The 14,513-nt window shown below is 59.8% G+C and carries 11 protein-coding genes and 2 pseudogenes; all 13 read right to left on the bottom strand.

Going from position 1 to position 14,513, the window contains the following annotated elements; all coding sequences use genetic code 11:
* Nucleotides 1-558: 558 nt before the first annotated feature.
* The 13 genes and pseudogenes from Atro_RS04225 to Atro_RS04165 all read right to left on the bottom strand — a co-directional run bounded on the left by Atro_RS04225 (nucleotide 559) and on the right by Atro_RS04165 (nucleotide 14,511).
* A pseudogene (locus tag Atro_RS04225) lies at nucleotides 559-1,708 on the bottom strand (polysaccharide biosynthesis/export family protein).
* 129 nt (nucleotides 1,709-1,837) lie between these two features.
* Nucleotides 1,838-2,092 (bottom strand): hypothetical protein, encoded by a 255-nt coding sequence (locus tag Atro_RS04220; RefSeq protein WP_497926570.1) that lies wholly within the window; start codon nucleotides 2,090-2,092, stop codon nucleotides 1,838-1,840.
* Between the two features lie 197 nt (nucleotides 2,093-2,289).
* Nucleotides 2,290-3,429 (bottom strand): glycosyltransferase family 2 protein, encoded by a 1,140-nt coding sequence (locus Atro_RS04215; RefSeq protein ID WP_497926569.1) that lies wholly within the window; start codon nucleotides 3,427-3,429, stop codon nucleotides 2,290-2,292.
* 53 nt (nucleotides 3,430-3,482) lie between these two features.
* Nucleotides 3,483-4,412 (bottom strand): glycosyltransferase family protein, encoded by a 930-nt coding sequence (locus Atro_RS04210; RefSeq protein ID WP_497926568.1) that lies wholly within the window; start codon nucleotides 4,410-4,412, stop codon nucleotides 3,483-3,485.
* A gap of 86 nt (nucleotides 4,413-4,498) precedes the next feature.
* Nucleotides 4,499-4,673: pseudogene (locus tag Atro_RS04205) on the bottom strand (IS30 family transposase); the annotation flags it as partial.
* 246 nt (nucleotides 4,674-4,919) lie between these two features.
* Nucleotides 4,920-5,948 (bottom strand): glycosyltransferase family 2 protein, encoded by a 1,029-nt coding sequence (locus Atro_RS04200; RefSeq protein ID WP_497927604.1) that lies wholly within the window; start codon nucleotides 5,946-5,948, stop codon nucleotides 4,920-4,922.
* A gap of 274 nt (nucleotides 5,949-6,222) precedes the next feature.
* On the bottom strand, nucleotides 6,223-7,134 hold the full coding sequence (locus Atro_RS04195; protein ID WP_497926567.1) for a beta-1,6-N-acetylglucosaminyltransferase: 912 nt from the start codon (nucleotides 7,132-7,134) through the stop codon (nucleotides 6,223-6,225).
* 228 nt (nucleotides 7,135-7,362) lie between these two features.
* Nucleotides 7,363-9,444, bottom strand: coding sequence for a polysaccharide biosynthesis protein (locus Atro_RS04190; RefSeq protein ID WP_497926566.1), 2,082 nt, complete (start codon nucleotides 9,442-9,444; stop codon nucleotides 7,363-7,365).
* Nucleotides 9,445-9,592: 148 nt separating this feature from the next.
* Nucleotides 9,593-10,768 (bottom strand): DegT/DnrJ/EryC1/StrS family aminotransferase, encoded by a 1,176-nt coding sequence (locus Atro_RS04185; protein ID WP_497926565.1) that lies wholly within the window; start codon nucleotides 10,766-10,768, stop codon nucleotides 9,593-9,595.
* Between the two features lie 194 nt (nucleotides 10,769-10,962).
* Nucleotides 10,963-11,580, bottom strand: a complete 618-nt coding sequence (locus Atro_RS04180; RefSeq protein WP_497926564.1) for an acetyltransferase — start codon at nucleotides 11,578-11,580, stop codon at nucleotides 10,963-10,965.
* Nucleotides 11,577-12,173 carry a sugar transferase gene (locus Atro_RS04175; RefSeq protein ID WP_497926563.1) on the bottom strand — a complete coding sequence of 199 codons (597 nt, stop codon included), beginning with the start codon at nucleotides 12,171-12,173 and terminating at the stop codon, nucleotides 11,577-11,579. Before Atro_RS04175 ends, Atro_RS04180 begins: the two co-directional genes overlap by 4 nt.
* Nucleotides 12,173-13,297 (bottom strand): glycosyltransferase family 4 protein, encoded by a 1,125-nt coding sequence (locus Atro_RS04170; RefSeq protein ID WP_497926562.1) that lies wholly within the window; start codon nucleotides 13,295-13,297, stop codon nucleotides 12,173-12,175. The genes Atro_RS04175 and Atro_RS04170 overlap by 1 nt, the downstream gene beginning before the upstream one ends.
* On the bottom strand, nucleotides 13,294-14,511 hold the full coding sequence (locus Atro_RS04165) for a hypothetical protein (RefSeq protein ID WP_497926561.1): 1,218 nt from the start codon (nucleotides 14,509-14,511) through the stop codon (nucleotides 13,294-13,296). The genes Atro_RS04170 and Atro_RS04165 overlap by 4 nt, the downstream gene beginning before the upstream one ends.
* Nucleotides 14,512-14,513 lie beyond the last annotated feature (2 nt).

Genomic DNA, 14,513 nt, shown 5'->3' with positions numbered 1-14,513 from the left:
CGCGGTCCTTCGCTTTTCTTGAAGCTCCTGGCGCTTTCGTGTGTCGGTTTTTTGGCGTAACTGGTATGTGACTACCAAAAGCGTCAAAAAACATGACGGAGCATACGGATTTGCCAAGAGCTAGAAAGTTCCACCGGAAAATAGGGTTTTTGTGCTTTATGTCTCTTGTTTTTTTCGAATAGGGCAATATTTGAGAGGCAATGTTTGCCGTAACTTCAAGAAAAATAAATAAAATCAATTAGTTGCGGTTTTGCGTGAGGGGCGGCGAGTCTGGGCAGACGATGGCGCCGCGCGACGAAAAAATGCAGGTCGAACGGATTGGTGCGGCACAGGTCGAGGTGACCTGCGGCTGGAAGGTGGGGCTGGAGGAGAGGATGGGGGATGAATGCCGTTCGGGAGGGGCAGTTATACGGACAACAGGAGGACTGCTTCGATCCTGCCTGGCTCAGGTAGAGCGCTTTGGTGTAGTGCTCGACTCGGAGCCAGGCATGGCTGGCATGGGGTGGGTCCTGAGGCGCAGGGCAGTATCCGGCTTGCATTCCTGCTTGCCAGGCAGGTTCATTGTGTTATCGCATCGATGTCATCTTCTACGCCTCTTCCGGTGCTCAGGAAGGAAGCCGAGGGGAATAGCTGGCTGATGAAACGGTTCCAGCGGGTGATCCCGGCGGCGCCGACGTAGACCACGTCCTGAGGCTCCACCTGGAAATGCGCGGCCAGCACCATGGAGGTCGGTGATTCGGCGTCCAGCTGGAAGACCTGAGCCGTATCCCGTTCGACATCCCGCACGCCGCGGATCACGTAGACGGCCTGCGGATCGGAGGTTTCCTGGCGCAGCCCCCTGACCGAGCCGATCACCTCGGTCAGGGTCATGTTGCGGCCCCTGAAGGACAGCGGTCCGGGCGAGACGACCTCGCCGAGGACGAAGACCCGCCGGCTGTCGTTGCTGGGCATGTGCAACTGGTCGCCGTCCTTCAGGTAGATGCGATCCAGTTCCGCGCCGCCGCGGTTCAGGGCATCGAGATCGAGGCGGTATTCCCGGCCGTCGCGCTTGAGGATCATCCTGGCGATATCGGCGCCTCCGCCGATGCCGGCCTGGCCGACGGCTTCCGGCAGCGACAGGGGGACGGTGGTCAGCGGCTGCGAGCCGGTACGGCCGAAGGCGCCGGTGAGAATCACCCGGCGGCCGCCGAAGCGGGTCACGGCGACGTCCACCTGCGGGCTCTCGATATAGCGGGCCAGCCGCTCGGCGATGCTGTTGCGCAGTTCCTCGATGGTCAGGCCGGCCGCCTCGATTTCGCCGATGTAGGGATAGAACAGCCGGCCGTCGGGGCGCACCAGACGGCCGTTGGCGTCGGGTGCCTGCTGAACGCCGGCCGGGCTGGTCAGTTCCGGGTGCTCCCAGACGGTGATGCTGAGCACGTCGCCGACTCCGATCACGTAGGGGCCGGGGGCATAGCTGGTCAGTTCGGGGGGAGTGTCTCGACGACCCGGGCTGCCTCCTGGGTGACCACCAGCCGCGGAGTGATGGGCACCAGTTCGAAGCGGGGGCTGTCCGGCGGGCCCTTGTCCGCAAGGTCGGAAGTGTCGAGGTGTTGCCCGGGGAGAACATGCAGCCCTGGAGGCCGAGGGCCGCGGCCAGGATGAGAGCGAGCGTGCGGTGCGCCGGCGAGCTGCCGGTATGCAGGACGGACAAGGCGAATCCCTCCATGGGCCATGGGCCGTGGGTTGCTTGGATGAAGATCCGTTTTCGGGCGATCGATGAAACGACGGCGCGGTCCGGATGAGCCGGATGGCCAGGCGCTGTCGGAGCCGCGGGTATCGCACCGGTCGGCCTGCGCTAATAGGCGCTCACGGTGCCCGTCGTGGCGTGGCCGCCCAGGAGCGCTGCGGCGCCGACTGCGAAGGCGGCAGCGGAGAAGCCGGCCCGCGGTACGCTGTTCAGGATGGGCAGGCGGCCCGTCAGGAGCAGGGGGACCGGTATGCGCAGGATCGCCGGCAAGCTGCCCGAAGCGGCGCCGGAGGGTGCAGCCGCCTCGTCGGCAATGGCCAGGCCGAGAAGGCCCAGCAACAGGGCGGACGGGAATGCTTTCATGCTTCAGGCTCCATCGCAGAAAAGGAGAGCCCTTCACACAACGTGGGCTATCAAAGGCTAGGCTGTGGCGCAGAGGGCTGCAAACTGGTCGGACAGTCGGATAGGCGGTTGTCAGTGGGGTTGGTCGCGGACCCGGTTCATGGCCGCCGGCCGACTGCTGCCAGTGAAGGCGATGAATTTCGTGATGAGTCCGGCATTCAAGCCACTTCGTCTTTCTGGTCAGCTTTGTTCGCCGTATTTTCCGGTCTCACTTGTGAGATTGTCGTCTTATGGTGCTTGGTTTGACTTTCAGAAAATGCGGACTTGCTGAGCGCCGAGGGTATTAACAGCTTTCTTAGTGTCAGTAGCTCCGGGAAAATATGAGGCACGATTTTTCTTATTTTTGCAGGAGTCGGTCTTGTTCTAGAGTATAGGACGATCAATTTTTTTCTCATGTCATAGGAGAGTTTGCCTCCGTAAACTACCCTGTATGTGAGCGATGCACTTCTCAGTATAGATTGGACGAATTGATTCAATGCCGCTCCTGTTTCGTTTTTTTCTTTTATCACATTGAGTTTCAGTAATTCTTCGGCGACTATCAGGAATCCATCTATATGCTTTTCATGTTTTTTCTGGGTCATGATCGATTCTGGTCGGACACGCCGATTATAAAGCTTGTCGATGATGCAGGTGACTTTTACATCGTTGTTCTCGAGCAGTAGTCTGGTCGTGAACAAGTTGTCCTCATACACTATGCCTGGCTGGAATGTTATGTTGTTCAGCTTGTCTTTTCTGTAGATGTAGAAGCATGCCGAAACCTGGTATTTTCTGAGATTTATTGACTGAGTGAAGAAAGAGCGTGCTGAGCAAGATTCGTTCTGCAGTACTGCGGCTCTTTCGCTCTTGGCTTGAGTCTCCAAGTCTTCGCTGATTCCGTCAAAGAATACGGTCGTTGAAAAAAATACTATGTCTGTCTTGTGTTGCTTGAGATGCCTCATGCAGGTGGATACGGTATGTTTTTCTATGAAGTCGTCGCTGTCCAGGAATAAAATGTATTCGCCGGTCGCCATTTTAAGGCCCGTGTTCCTGGCAGTCGACAATCCCTGGTTCGGAATGCTTTTGACAACCATGTTTTCGTGCTTGCTGCGGAACTCCTCGAGTATTGACAGGCTGCCATCGGTGGAGCCGTCATTGATAGCGATGATCTCTATATTATCGTAGTCTTGCTGGAAGGCGGAGTTCAGGCATTCGGCAAGGTATTTTTCGACTTCATACACAGGTATGATTATGCTGACTTTTTCTGCGTTCATGGCGTTTTCTGGCGTTTTAGCGCAAGGGGCGAAGTTGAGCTTTTTCATGCTTATGTCTGCTAGCTACAAACCCTATCAGGGCCGCTCTCAGCGGTGGCTTATCATTTACGCCAGATTGCCAGCTTTACTCCATTGCTGGAAAGCCAGCGCTTTAGTCTCTTTGGCGTTAGCCGTGAAGTGAGCCATCCAAGATATTCTTCTATTGCGGAAGTCTGAGGCACTCCTAGAAGATATCTATATTTTTTTGATAGTTCCTGATACTCGAGGGATGGCTTCAGTCCCACGAAATGGCATAGGCTTGGAGAAACTTTTCTTCCTTCCTTGATGAACTCGCAAGTCCCGGGCATGGGAGTGAATCGATGATCTCTGGATTTTATGGTCGAAATCATCAGGCCGCTTCCGTTTTCGTCCGCTATGGGGAATGGTGTAAGGTTTTCACGGGCAAAGGCTATTCCAAAATACGGCTCGTCAGGGAGTCCGGCTCCCCGATGGATATGGCCCGTGAAGTTTCCAAGTTCGGTAACGGCAGATATTGCAGAGGCAAAGAATTTTTCTGAAATTTCGTTTTTTTTGAAATAGAAAACACCGCTGTTCATCTTCAGGATTCTAGAGGTTTGTGCAATTTTACAGATTTTCTCAATACGCATCTTATACCACTCTCCCGTGGAAAGATAGTTTCCAGGGGTTGTGACATCATAGTTGTTCGAGAGTAGGTCCCAGTAGTGATCGATATCGTTCTTCAATAGCAGGCAGTCGGCGTCGACAAACATTGTTTCGGGGTAGATCGAGTGTTCATACATTTTCAGCTTGATTAAGGGGCCGCAGAAAAAAGAATCTGCAGGAATGATGGTTATCGTGTCGAACAGTTTTTTCAGGGCTTTTCTGGTGGGTGTGTTTCGGTTGTCCGTCACTAGTTGTATGGGGCGATCTTTATCCCAGTACTTTATAGAGGCCGCGCAGTTTATGGCCAGTTGCAGGTACTTATTGTCGCCTATGGCGAACAGTTGATAGCCTTGTTTTATATTGTTCATGATTTATGTTTTTAGGTTTCGAATCTGTTTGTGATGTTTCGGTGCCGAAGAGCCTCGCCAGCAGGGTTTTATTTTTCTTGTAGCGCCTCCACGGCTGAAGTCGCTGTCGCATCGTTCATCTTCATCAGCATCAGATAACCGCTGATGCGCTCGACCAGGGAACATCAGACGACCCTTGATCTCCTGCAGCCGCACGTGGATGCTGACGCTGACCATGTCGAAGGTCTGGTCGCGCCGGCTCACCTCACCGAAACGAGGCTTGCAGTTTGATCTGCTGGCTCATTGCTAGGCACCTGCTTTCTGTAGCGGCGGCAGACCAGGCGTAGTGCCCATGAGCTGTACGGTTGCGCCGAATCTTGGAGGAAATGCGGTGCAACAGGTGGGCAATCCTGTGCTAGCTGAGCCTGTTTAGTAAACCAAGCTGAATCATGGCGTATTCGGCAACGCTGGGTTCGTGATAAGGCATAGCTACGCTACATGGCCTACCGAAACGGTCAGGTGGTGGATTCAGATGTTGCTGCCGCCGGTAGATTTATTGGCTGTAAAAGCTTTCAATAAATTTATTATTTTCAATAGTTCTGGAAAGATATAAGGTGCAATATTTTTTAAATTTTTCAGTGTTGGCCTTGTTTTTGAGTACAGAATTATCAGTCTTTTTCTTATGGGGCGAGAAAGCTTGCGGTTGTAAATCATTCTATATGTGGTTGAAGCGTTGCTCAGCATGACTTGAATAAAATGGTTCAATGCATCCCCTGTTTCGCTTTTTTCTTGGGTTGCTTTGAGCTTTAGGAGTTCTTCGGCAACGATAAGGTATCCCCAGACATGTTTTTCCTGTTTTTTTTGAGTCATGATCGACTCTGGTCGGACACGCCTATTGTAAAGCTTGTCAGGAATACAAGTAACTCGTGTTTCCTTGTTTTCAAGCAATAGCCTGGTTGTGAATAGGCAGTCTTCGTATAGTATGTGGGGATGAAATTTTATATTGCCAAGCTTGCTTTTTCTGTAGATATATAAGCACGCTGAGACCTGGTATTTTTTTAGGTTTATCGATTGGGTAAAAAACAGGTGTGCTGGGCAGGATTCGTTTTGTAAGAGTGTAACGCTTTCACTTTTAAATTTACGACCTATATCTTCGCTGACTTCATCGAAAAATACGTTTGATGAAAAGAATACAATATCCGTCTGATATTGCCTGAAGTACTTCAGGCAGGTAGATACGGTGTACTTCTCTATGAAGTCGTCGCTGTCCAAAAATAATATATAATCGCCGGTTGCGATTTCCAGTCCTGTATTTCTAGCAACTGACAGTCCTTGGTTACTTATGCTTCTGACTATCATGCTATCGTGCTTGACTTGGAACTCCTCGAGTATGGACAGGCTTGCATCGGTGGAGCCGTCGTTGACGGCGATGATTTCTATGTTGCCATAATTTTGGGATATGGCCGAGTTCAGGCATTCGGCAAGATATTTTTCGACATTATAGACAGGTATGATTATGCTGACTTTTTCTGAGCTCATGGTGTTGTCTGGCGTTATAAAGCAACGGGATGAGTTTGGATTTTTCCAGTCCCATGATCAGTAAATTGCGCGATTGGATAGATTAGCTTGGGGCTTAACCCTAGACGGCTGGGCAAGTTCGTGCATATGTTGGTACTAAAGTCGGTCCGAGGTGCCGCCACCAGTATTTATTTTTTACGCCAAATTACCAGCTTTACTCAATTGCTGGCAGGACAGTTTTTGGAGTTGGTTGCAAAGTGACCCGTGCGAGAGTAATCATATGTAGTTGTAAGGTGGGTGATTTAATAATTTTCTAAGCTCGATTGGATTGCGGTTTGTTGAGCAGTTCTTTATCTATTGCGGTAACCAGTTCTGTACCTTGGGCCGAATTTACCTTTCGCACAAAGTATTTGTCTGATCGAGATATTTGGTCCCAGTCTTCTAGGGTAAACCATTTTTTTAAAGTTGGACATATCAGATGAAAATTGACGAGTCGCCATATTCCGCGGCCTTGATACTTTTGTAGTCCATCCGAATTTGCAGCAAAATGAGAGTTTCCAATTATAGTGTGGAAATAATGTTCGTCTGGTGCAAATGTATATTTGTTGGCCTTGTAGAACCAAGGGTTTCGATTATGAAATTCCAGAATGTATGAACAGCACTCGGGTGTTAATGCACACCACGTATGTCCGCAATAGGGTATGACTTTATGGCGCCACCTGTTTGGTATTCGTAATCGGCGCAGGTGCTTCCTGAGTCTAGTGTCAATTGTCTTGATCGATTTTTTTTCTGATTGAACAAGGGGTTCGAGAAAGTATTTTCTGGAAATAAGCTTCATGTAGTGTTCGGGGGATTCTCGCATGTCGATGTAGCGAACAAACTCGTGCTGGGGGTTGTTGGTTAGTTTTGTATATATTTCTTTCGGGTTCTTGATGGGATAGTCTGAGCCAGTAATGAAAACAAAATGAGTATATCGGTCTTTAAATCTAAGCGCCTCTTCGATAAGGCTCAATAAGGCGTCTACCATTGATATGCCGGCCCAGGTGACGGGGTATCGCCGTTTTGCAAATGTGACTCCGGCAGGGCATTCCGCTCTGAACTGTATTTCATCGCTTTTTGCATCGATGTGCACGTAAGTGTCAGAGTGGTAGTCGATAGCCCTTGTAAGCTTTCCAAGATGAATGGGATCGTCATGGGCCAAGATTAAATAGGCTATTTTTTTCATTTGGCTTAATGTTTTCTGGTAGTGCTTGCCTATGGGGAATACTTTCGGATGTGATAAGTTCTCTGGATGGGCGTATTGGTTTAATGCTGGGTTTGATTGTTTTTGCTTTTTAGGTTGCTCGTAATTGACGCTGCATACTATTGATTTTTCTATGGAGTGGATAAGGTATTTATACTCTCAGCTTTTTCGAATGTACTTCGGGGTATAAGTTTTTGAGCAAGACTTCCATCACGGGTTTTCGCTGTTCGGCCGTGCTTCCTGCGGCACGACGAGGTGCATCCAGGCAGGGATGGCGTGGCAACTGGCCGGCTGCTCCTGGGGATGCCGTCCGAAGAGTTCCGCGCTGGGCCGATAACCGTTGACGGTGCTCTGCAGCAGTTCGCGGATGCGCGGAAAGTTGTCGGCTTCCAGGGCCTCGACCAAGGCCTCCAGGCGCGGTTTCAGCTCGTGCCAGGGCAGGTGTTCCTCGTGGGCGCGCAGGATCCGGCTATGGCTGGTCGGTGTCGCGCCGTCGCCGATCAGCAGTTCCTCGTAGAGCTTTTCGCCCGGGCGCAGGCCGACGAAGCGGATCTCGATGTCACCGTCCGGGGTGCTTTTGCTGCGCACCGAAAGTCCGGACAGACGCACCATCTTCTCCGCCAGGTCGAGAATCTTCACCGGCTCGCCCATGTCCAGCACGAAGACGTCTCCGCCTTCGCCCATGGCGCCGGCCTGGATCACCAACTGCGCGGCTTCGGGGATGGTCATGAAGTAGCGGGTGATCTCCGGGTGGGTGACGGTGACCGGTCCGCCGTTATGGATCTGCTCGCGGAACAGCGGGATCACCGAGCCGGACGAGCCCAGCACGTTGCCGAAGCGGACCATGGTGAAGCGGGTACGGTTGAGCTGCGGCGGCAGTCCCGGCTCGTCGAACAGCTCCACTTCGCGCTCCTTCGAGAAGGCCTGCAGCACCATCTCGGCCAGGCGCTTGCTGCCGCCCATCACGTTGGTGGGGCGTACCGCCTTGTCGGTGGAGATCAGCACGAAGTTGCGCACCCCGGCGCGCAGCGCCGCCTGGGCGGTGCGTAGGGTGCCGAAGGTGTTGTTGAGCACGCCCTCGCTGATGTTGAGCTCGACCAGCGGCACGTGCTTGTAGGCAGCGGCGTGGTAGAGGGTATTCACGCGCCAATGGCGCAGCGTGTCGAGCAGGCGGCTGCCGTGGCGGACCGAGCCGAGGACCGGTATCAGACGCACCGGCAGGCCTTCCTGGCGGATCCGCTGCTCCAGTTCGCCCTGGATGCCGTACAGGTTGTACTCCGCGTGCTCGAAGAGAATCAGTATGGCCGGCCCGTTGGCGAGAATCTGCCGGCACAGCTCCGCACCGATCGAGCCGCCGGCGCCGGTCACCATCACCACCTGGTCGCGGATGCAGCGCTCCTGCAGTTCGGCTTGCGGCGGCACCGCATCGCGGCCGAGCAGGTCGGCGATGTCCACTTCCTGCAGATCGTTCACCGCGAGGCGGCCGCAGGCCAGCTTGGCGATGCTCGGCATCGAGCGCACCGGTAGCGGGTGGGCCTGCAGCATTTCGAGGATTTCGCGGCGGCGGCTGCGGCTGGCGGAGGGGATCGCCAGGACGATCTCCGCGGCGCCGGTTTCCTTCAGCATGCGCGGCAACTGCTCCGGCGCATAGACCGGCAGGCCGACGATCGTCCGTCCGGCGAGGTGCGTGTCGTCGTCGATGAAGGCCACCGGGCGCAGGGCATGGCCGATGAGCAGCGCATGGGCGAGCTGGTTGCCGGCCGAGCCGGCGCCGTAGATGGCCACCCGTGGCAGACAGTCCGCCTGACGCCCGAAGGACAGCTCGCGCAGGTTGAACCAGTCGCCGGTGAAATACTGGCGCATGGCGATGCGCAGCCCGCCGATCAGCAGCAGGCTCAGACCCCAGTAGTTAAAGAGCATCGAGCGGGGAGTCGGCGGTTCCGTGCTGACATGGAGAAGGACCAGCACGCCCAGCAGCAGCGCCGACAGGGTGACCGCCTTGGCGATGGTCAGCAGCGCCTCGTTGCCCAGATAGCGCATGACTGCGCGGTACATGCCCATGCGCACGAAGATCGGCAGGGCGATGGCCGGCGCGGCAAGGAACAGCCAGGCGTGACCGCCGAAGGGGCGGATCAGGCGCATGTCTTCCAGGCGGATGTAGAAGGCCAGCCAGAGCGCCAGCCAGACGAGCAGGACATCCACGCTGACCTGGATGAGCCGTTTTTGGCCGTGGGACAGGTCCAGCAGGCGCTGCCGAAAGGGTTGAGAGGATTCCTCGAGCGGCGATTTCATCGGGTGATGATCCCCCGTGCGACTTGGTTTGCGCCGATAAGGGCTGGAAGGGAAGGTGGTGTCCGGCTCCCGGGGCGTGACACGTTCCTGGATGCGTGACGGAGATGGCGGTCGGTCTTGCGGAGCGGAGGCGGAGACGGCGGCAGGTTCAGCGGGCCGCCTCGCTCATCACGGCGCCCAGCACCGCGCAGGTCCGCTCGATCTCCGCCTCGCTGAGGGTGGGGTGGACGAGGAACATCAGGCTGGTCTCGCCCAGCTCGCGGGCCACCGGCAGGCGCTCGGCCGGGCGCCAGGGGGTGCCCTCGAAGGCCTTCTCTAGGTACAGCTCGGGGCAGCTGCCGGAAAAGCATGGCACGCCGCGGGCGACGATCTCGCCGAGAATGCGCTCGCGGTCCCAGCCGTCCTTGAGTCGCTGCGCTTCGACGAACAGGTAGCACTTGTAGGCGGCGTGCTCGATGTCCGCCGGCAGCTCCGGCACGCGCAGCCCCGGCAGGCGTCGGGCGCACTGCCAGAGGCGTTCGGCGTTGGCCAGCCGTCTTGCATGCCAGTCGGGCAAGCGGCGCAGCTGGATGCGTCCGAGTGCGGCCTGCATCTCGGTCAGCCGCCCGTTGCCGCCGAAGCTCTCGTGCAGCCAGCGAAAGCCCGGCGGATGCTGGCGCGCGTGGACCGCCTCCCAGCTCTTGCCGTGGTCCTTGAGCGACCAGATCCGCGACCACAGCGCCCGGTCGTCGGTGGTGAGCATGCCGCCTTCGCCGCCGGTGCTGACGATCTTGTCCTGGCAGAACGACCAGGCGCCGACATGCCCGATGCTGCCCACCGAGCGGCCCCGGTAGCGCGCACCGTGGGCCTGGGCGCAGTCCTCGATCACCTTGAGGCCGTGGGCTTCGGCCAGCGCCATGATCGGACCCATGTCGCAGGGCCAGCCGGCCAGGTGCACGCAGAGCAGCGCCCGGGTGCGCGGCGTCAGCACCGCACGGATGGTTTCGGCGGTGACGTTCTGCGAGTCTCGGTCGATGTCGGCGAACACCGGCGCGGCACCGGCGTTGACGATGCTGGCGGCCGAAGCGAAGAAGCTGCGCGGCGTCACCACCACCTCGTCGCCCGGGCCGATCCCCAGCGCCCTGAGCGCCAGATCCAGGGCCACGGTGCCGTTGGCCAGGGCGACGGCGTGGGCACAGCCGCTCCAGGCGGCGAATTCCCGCTCGAATTCGCGGCATTGCTCGCCGGTCCAGTAGTTGACCCGGTTGGAGAGCAGCACCGTGCGCACGGCGTCGGCTTCTTCTTCGGTGAAGCAGGGCCAGGGGGAGAAGGGGCTGTCCAGCATCGTGGAAGAACCTCCAGGATGATATTGACGACGGTGGTTCGCGGGGGATGCTGGCAGTGCCGGCGTTGTCTTCGGCAAGCAGCTATGCCAAGGCTCACGCAATCTTTCCAGCCCAGTTTCAACCCTTCATGCGATTGCCTGCCGTCACCCCACCGGTATCAGGCTCCGCGAACGTTGCGATGCCTTGGCCCGGCTCAGAGCGGCCGCGCCGGGATGCCGACCACCGTGGCGCCGTCCGCCACGTCGGTCACCACCGCCGCGCCGGCACCGACCATCACCCGCCGGCCGAGGCGCAGCGACTGGCGCACGCTGGCGCCGATGCCGATCCAGCTCAGGTCGCCCACCTGCACGCCGCCGGCCAGGTGCGCGCCGGGGCTGACGTGCACCGCCTCGCCCAGGCGGCAGTCGTGGTCGACGCTGCAGCCGGTGTTGAGAATGGTGCCCGGCCCGACCTGGGCATCGACGTTCAGCACCGCGCCGGCGAACACCACCGAGCCGGCACCGAGCCGCGCATGGGGGCTGACCGTGGCCGCCGGGTGGATCAGCGTGACCAGCGGTGCCCCGGCGTCGCGCAGGCGGCGCAGCTTGTCCTGACGGATGCGGTTGTCGCCGATCGCCACCAGCACCCCGTCGAACCCGGCCAGGGTGTCGAACAGCACCGCGCCGTTGCCGATCACCACCCAGGGGCCGTTGTGCTGGCGCTTCGGCCAGGCGTCGTCGAAGAACACCACCGAGCGCCAGCCGCAGCGCTCGGCGGCATCCGCCACCACCTTGCCGTGGCCGCTGGCGCCGAGAATGGCCAGTCTTTTCATGGCTTGCTCCCCGTGAAGCGGGCCATGGTCGCCTCGCCCTCGGCATGGATGCCTTCGCGCGTCAGCACCCGCTGCAGGGTCAGCAGGAGGATGCGCAGATCGAGGCGAAACGAGCGGTGGTCCACGTACCAGACGTCCAGTCGGAATTTCTCTTCCCAGCTTAGAGCATTGCGGCCGTTGACCTGGGCCCAGCCGGTGATGCCGGGGCGGACCGCGTGACGGCGGGCCTGTTCCGGCGTGTAGAGCGGCAGGTACTCCATCAGCAGCGGGCGCGGGCCGACCAGGCTCATGTCGCCGCGCAGCACGTTCCACAGCTCCGGCAGTTCGTCCAGGCTGCTGGCGCGCAGGAAGCGGCCGAACGGCGTCAGCCGCTCGGCGTCGGGCAGCGGCACGCCGTGCGCGTCCAGCGCCTCGCGCATGCTGCGGAACTTGAGCAGCTCGAACGGCCGCCCGTGCAGGCCGGGGCGTGTCTGGCGGAACAGCACCGGCGCGCCGAGCCGCCGGCGCACCAGCCAGGCCAGCAGCAGGAACAGCGGCGCGAGCAGCAGCAGGGCGCCGGCGGCGACGAACAGGTCGAACAGGCGCTTGGGCATCAGAGGCCCATCTCCTGCAGGAGCAGGGCGTTGACCCGCTGCACGTCGTATTTCTCCTCGGCCAGCTGCCGCGAGCGGGCGCCCATGCGCGCGGCCAGCGCCGGCTCCTCGATGAAGCGCTGCATGGCGCGGGCCAGTTCGTCCACCACCTTCACCGGCACGCGAAAGCCGTTGTCGCCCTCCACCACGGTTTCCCGGCAGCCGGGCGCGTCGGTGGTGATCACCGCGCGGCCCATGGCCATGGCTTCCAGCACGGTGCGCGGGGTGCCTTCGCGGTAGGAGGGCAGGACGTACACGCTGCAGGCGGCGATCGCCGGGCGCACGTCGTCCAGGCGGCCGAGATAGCGCAGCGTGCCGTCGGCCACCCAGCCGTCCAGTTCCTGCTGGGCGATGGCATCGGGGTTGTCGTCGATCCAGCCGACCAGGGTGAAGATCGCCGCCGGGCAGCGGTTCTTCACCTGGCGCGCCGCCGCGGCGTATTCGCGTACGCCCTTGTCGCCCAGCAGCCGGGCGATCAGCAGGAAGTGCGGCCGCGCCGGCACGGGGGCGGCCGGGTATTCGGCCAGGTCCACGCCGGAGCCGTTCACCACGCAGGAGGGCGTCGCCGGACCGAGGATGCCCTGGGTGCGGAACAGTGCCTGGTCGTCGGGGTTCTGGAAGAACACCTTGTGGGTCCGGCGCAGGGCCAGGGCGTAGAGGCGCGGCAGCAGGGCGTGCAGCAGGCCGCGGGCGCCGCCGTCCTCGGCCTCGCCGATGAAGGCGTAGCCCAGCCCGGTGATCAGCGCGAAGCGCTGCGGCACCCCGGCCAGCGCGGCGGCCAGCGAGCCGTAGATCACCGGCTTGGCGGTGTAGCCGAGGACATGGGTCGGACGGATGCGCCGCTTCAGCCGCCACAGGTGCAGCAGGGTGGCGCAGTCCTGCAGGGGGTTCATGCCGGTGCGCCGCAGCGGCAGGTCGTGCACGCGCAGGCCGCGTTCCTCCAGGCGCCGGCGCAGGGGGCAGCCGGGCGTCAGCTGCGGCGCCGCCACGTGCACCTCCAGGCCGCGCTCGAGCAGGGCGTCCAGCAGCGGGCCGCGGAAGGCCAGCAGCGAGTCGGCGAAGCCGGCGACGAGCAGGAAGATCATGGCTCGCGCCTCTGCTGTCCGGGACGGATGCCGTAGCGCTGGTAGATCCGCATGACCGGCGTCAGCGGCGGGCCGGCCGGGCGCAGCTGCTGCGTGCGCGGCGTGCCCAGCGCGGAGAGAAGCAGGAGGATCAGCATGGGGGTGAACATCCACTTCTGGCGTAGGGAGATGCCCAGGTTGGCCGTGGTCATGGCCAGCATCAGCCAGGCGATCAGGGCATAGCTCCAGAGGAACAGGCGGTTTTCCTGGTAGCGCCGACCGGGGTGGCGCAGCATGGCGCGCCCGCCCATGACGAACAGGTAGAGCAGGATCATGTTGTCGACCGCGGCGGCCAGGGCGAAGATGCTGGTCGCCTCGAACGGCAGCGGGCGGAACAGGTAGGTGAACAGCTGCATGGGCAGGCTCATCGAGGAGATGTCCACCGCGCCGCCGCCCTGCATGTTCTGTCCCTGGCGGCCTTCCACATAACTCATCAGCGCCTCGGTGTCGGGGCTGCTCACCCCGGCGTACTCCAGCCCGAAGGGCACCAGGGCCGCTGCCACGGCGAGCGCGACGCTGCCCAGCAGCACCCGCCTGGCCAGGGAGGTGCCGGGATGCAGCAGCAGAGCCAGGCTCACCCCCATGATCAGCATGCCGGCCATGTGCGGACGGACCAGCAGCATGATGGCGATGGCAATGGCGATCAGCGAGATGCGTCGCTGCAGATCCAGCGCCGCCCACAGGGCCAGACCGGTGGCGAGGAAGGACAGGGCGTCCTTGCCGATCCCCGCCGACCAGAAGCTCACCGAAGGCAGGAACACGATCAGGGTGGCCAGCTGGCGCAGCGTGCGCGACTTGTCGCGGGTGACGACGCGCAGGCTGGCGTCGAAGGCCAGCAGGCCGAGGCTGCCGAAGAGGTTGTAGACCAGGAAGGCGCCGAGCAGGGAAACCCCCAGCCCCTCGATCAGCAGGCGGGTCAGGTAGACGACCCCGTAGGTGCCGACCTGGAATCCGCTACCGTCCATGGCCCTGCGGTAGTAGCCGATCGCATCGCCGCCATAGGTCAGGACGTACCAGCAATAGACCAGGCAGAACAGCGTGTGCCAGAAATACAGGGCCAGGCTGCGGCGCGAGCCGGTCCCGAAGTGACGGCCGACCCAGGGGATCAGGAGTGCGCCGGCGAAAAACACCAGGATGGCGCTGATCACGTGCCAGGCGGAGGAAACCAGGGCCATGG

It is taken from the genome of Azotobacter tropicalis, assembly GCF_059739045.1.
This window is presented reverse-complemented; position numbering and strand designations above follow the sequence as displayed.